At 70.6% G+C, this 3,599-nt stretch carries 4 protein-coding genes; 1 reads left to right on the forward strand and 3 read right to left on the reverse strand.

The window, feature by feature from the left end:
- Positions 1-42 precede the first annotated feature (42 nt).
- Positions 43-1,815 carry an acetyl/propionyl/methylcrotonyl-CoA carboxylase subunit alpha gene (locus ACWEN3_RS43545; RefSeq protein ID WP_452983410.1) on the reverse strand — a complete coding sequence of 591 codons (1,773 nt, stop codon included), beginning with the start codon at positions 1,813-1,815 and terminating at the stop codon, positions 43-45.
- 379 nt (positions 1,816-2,194) lie between these two features.
- On the opposite strand from ACWEN3_RS43545, the gene ACWEN3_RS43550 reads away from it, so the two are divergent.
- Positions 2,195-2,758 (forward strand): hypothetical protein, encoded by a 564-nt coding sequence (locus ACWEN3_RS43550; protein WP_452983413.1) that lies wholly within the window; start codon positions 2,195-2,197, stop codon positions 2,756-2,758.
- On the opposite strand, the gene ACWEN3_RS43555 is transcribed toward ACWEN3_RS43550, so the two are convergent.
- Positions 2,730-3,344, reverse strand: a complete 615-nt coding sequence (locus tag ACWEN3_RS43555) for a Maf family protein (RefSeq protein WP_452983416.1) — start codon at positions 3,342-3,344, stop codon at positions 2,730-2,732. The genes ACWEN3_RS43550 and ACWEN3_RS43555 overlap by 29 nt on opposite strands.
- Positions 3,345-3,376: 32 nt before the next feature.
- Positions 3,377-3,505: a morphogenic membrane protein MmpB gene (gene mmpB / locus ACWEN3_RS43560; protein WP_452983419.1), complete on the reverse strand. Its 129-nt coding sequence runs from the start codon at positions 3,503-3,505 to the stop codon at positions 3,377-3,379.
- Positions 3,506-3,599 lie beyond the last annotated feature (94 nt).

Genomic DNA, 3,599 nt, shown 5'->3' on the forward strand with positions numbered 1-3,599 from the left:
GGTGGGTACCGGGGGCCGACTCGGTGTCGATGCGGCGGGACTTCAGTCCTTGATCTCGCAGATCGCCGCGCCGGACGTGACGGACGCGCCGACCTCGGCAGTCAGGCCCTTGATGGTGCCCGCCCTGTGCGCGTTCAGCGGCTGCTCCATCTTCATGGCCTCAAGGACGACGACCAGGTCGCCCTCCTTGACCTCCTGGCCCTCCTCGACCGCGATCTTGACGATCGTGCCCTGCATCGGGGAGGCGAGGGTGTCACCGGAGGCGACGGGGCCGGACTTCTTGGCCGCGCGGCGCTTCGGCTTGGCGCCCGCCGCGAGGCCGGTGCGGGCCAGCGACATGCCGAGGGACGAGGGCAGCGAGACCTCGAGGCGCTTGCCGCCGACCTCGACGACGACCGTCTCGCGGCCGGTCTCCTCCTCCGCCTCGGTGTCGGCGGGGGCGGCGAACGGCTTGATCTCGTTGACGAACTCGGTCTCGATCCACCGGGTGTGGACCGTGAACGGGTTCTCCGAGCCACCCAGCTCGGGGGCGAACGCCGGGTCCCGCACGACCACGCGGTGGAAGGGGATGGCCGTGGCCATGCCCTCGACCTGGAACTCGTCCAGCGCGCGGGCGGCCCGCTCCAGGGCCTCCTTGCGGGTCCGGCCCGTCACGATCAGCTTGGCGAGCAGCGAGTCCCACGCCGGGCCGATGACCGAGCCGGACTCCACGCCCGCGTCCAGGCGGACACCGGGACCGGCCGGCGCCTCGAAGCGGGTGACCGTGCCGGGGGCCGGCAGGAAGTTGCGGCCCGGGTCCTCGCCGTTGATGCGGAACTCGAACGAGTGACCGCGCAGCGCGGGGTCGTCGTAGCCCAGCTCCTCGCCGTCGGCGATGCGGAACATCTCGCGCACCAGGTCGATGCCCGCGACCTCCTCGGTCACCGGGTGCTCGACCTGCAGACGGGTGTTGACCTCCAGGAAGGAGATCGTGCCGTCCTGGCCGACCAGGAACTCACAGGTGCCCGCGCCCTCGTAGCCGGCCTCCTTGAGGATGGCCTTCGAGGCGCGGTACAGCTCGGCGACCTGCTCCTCGGAGAGGAACGGCGCCGGGGCCTCCTCCACCAGCTTCTGGTGGCGGCGCTGCAGGGAGCAGTCGCGGGTGGAGACGACGACCACGTTGCCGTGCTTGTCGGCCAGGCACTGGGTCTCCACGTGCCGCGGACGGTCCAGGTAGCGCTCCACGAAGCACTCGCCGCGACCGAAGGCGGCGACCGCCTCGCGGACCGCCGAGTCGTACAGCTCCGGCACCTCTTCGAGGGTGCGGGCGACCTTCAGGCCGCGGCCGCCGCCGCCGAACGCCGCCTTGATGGCGATGGGCAGGCCGTTCTCCCGGGCGAACGCGACGACCTCGTCGGCGCCGTTCACCGGATCGGGCGTACCGGCCACCAGCGGGGCGCCGGCGCGCTGCGCGATGTGCCGCGCGGCGACCTTGTCACCCAGGTCCCGGATGGCGTGCGGGGGCGGGCCGATCCAGATCAGATCCGCGTCCAGCACCGCCTGGGCGAACTCGGCGTTCTCCGAGAGGAAGCCGTAACCGGGATGGACGGCGTCCGCACCGGACTCACGGGCGGCGTTCAGGACCTTTTCGATGTCCAGGTAACTGGTGGCCGGGGTGTCACCGCCCAGGGCGAACGCCTCATCCGCGGCGCGGACATGCAGAGCGTCCCGGTCCGGGTCGGCGTAGACGGCCACGCTCGCGATCCCGGCGTCCCGGCAGGCCCGGGCCACGCGGACAGCGATTTCGCCACGGTTGGCGATGAGCACCTTGCGCACGATTGAGGCTCCCTCCTTGAAACAAGCCGAGTTTAGGGACTGCCGACACGGCACTTCGACCCGTCCCCAATGGTGAGCTTGCCCACACGGAGCGTGATTCGAGGCTCGCTCGACCCGCGAAAGCCCTAGTCGCACCTTGGTACGCAGGACTCCTTCGGGAAACCCTAGCCCTGTCGTGTGGTCAAGGTCTCTGTGAGGGCGTGCTGCGGCCCACTCCGTTTCTTTGTCGAGTCCCTACGAATGGCCCAATGATTCTTTGCTGCCGCGCGAACCCTTGTCCCGGGGTTTACCCGTTAGTAGCGTTCGCGATGTCTCGAACGTACTTGGGGTAACACGGATCTGACTGGAGAGTGGGTGGGGGCCGGTGGTACGCAGACCGGTGGCGTGGATCGTGGCGGTCGTACTGCTCGCCGAGGCGCTCTTCATCGCGGCGCTGAACTGGTTCCTCGGCGTGGTCGTGGACCGGCAGAAGATGTCCCTGGCCGGCCTCGACCCGCATGTGATGTCGATGTCCTCGAAGATCGGCGGAGTCGTCTTCGGGCTCTACTTCGCGCTGTGCGCCCTGGTGGCGCTGCTGGTGGCGATACGCAATCGCGCCCCCGCGGGCTTCGGCCGCGTCCTGCTGATCAGCGTGGCCGTCGTGCACGCCCTGCTGGGCGCGTTCGCCTGGGGCCTGGTGGGCTGGACGGCGTTCCTGTTCATGGTGGTGGTGCTCGGCCTCGTCGTGCTGCTGCTGATGACCTACGACCGTGACGGCGGCCCGCAGGAGACCGCGTCCGGCAGGGGTGCGGGCGAGGGCGGTGACCCGGAGGCGGAGACCGAGCCGGCGACCACCCCGGAGAGTGAACCGGTCGGCCGTACGGAGCAGCCGCAGGACGGGGACGACGAGCCGCAGGACTCCGTCCCCGCCCAGATCACTCGGACGGCGTCCACAACTCCGTGATGCCTACACCCAGTTCGGCGAGGAGTTTGCGCACGAGGGGCAGGCTGATGCCGATCACGTTGCCGTGGTCGCCGTCGATGCCCTCGATGAACGGCGCCGAACGTCCGTCGAGGGTGAACGCCCCGGCGACGTGGAGGGGTTCCCCGGAGGCCACGTACGCGGTGATCTCCTCGTCGCTCGGGTCGCCGAACCGGACGACGGTGGAGGCGGTCGCCGACACGTACCGCTTGGCCGCCGTGTCCCAGATGCAGTGACCCGTCTGGAGCACGCCGGCCCGCCCGCGCATCCCCTTCCAGCGGGCCGCGGCCTCCTCGGCGTCGACGGGCTTGCCGAGGGCCTGCCCGTCCAGCTCCAGCACCGAGTCGCAGCCGATCACCAGGGCTCCCTGCACCTCCGGCTTCGCCGCCACGACGGACGCCTTCGCCTCGGCCAGGGCGAGCGCCAGGTCCGCCGGGGTGGGAGCGGTGACGGCGTCCTCGTCGACCCCGCTCACGATGACCTCGGGCTCGAGGCCCGCCTGCCGGAGCAGGCCGAGCCGGGCGGGGGACTGGGAGGCGAGCACGAGTCGCCGGCGCTTTGACGTCATGCCGTCAGGTTAGTCACGTGGTGCCGTCCGGCTCACCTCATGCCGATGACCAGCATGACCAGGATCATCGCCGTGGCCATGAAGAGGCCGAGCCGCCGAAGCATCTCCTGCGTCTCGCGCAGTTCCTTCGGCGGCTCGTCTTCCGGGTCCGACCACAGCATGCCACCAGCGTGCGGCCGGGCCGGGTGCGGGTGCCTGAGTAGCCGTACTCAGATCGGCACCCGGTGTCCGTCCCGCGGGCGCGGTCGCCCGCGC

The organism is Streptomyces sp. NPDC004561 (assembly GCF_053602155.1).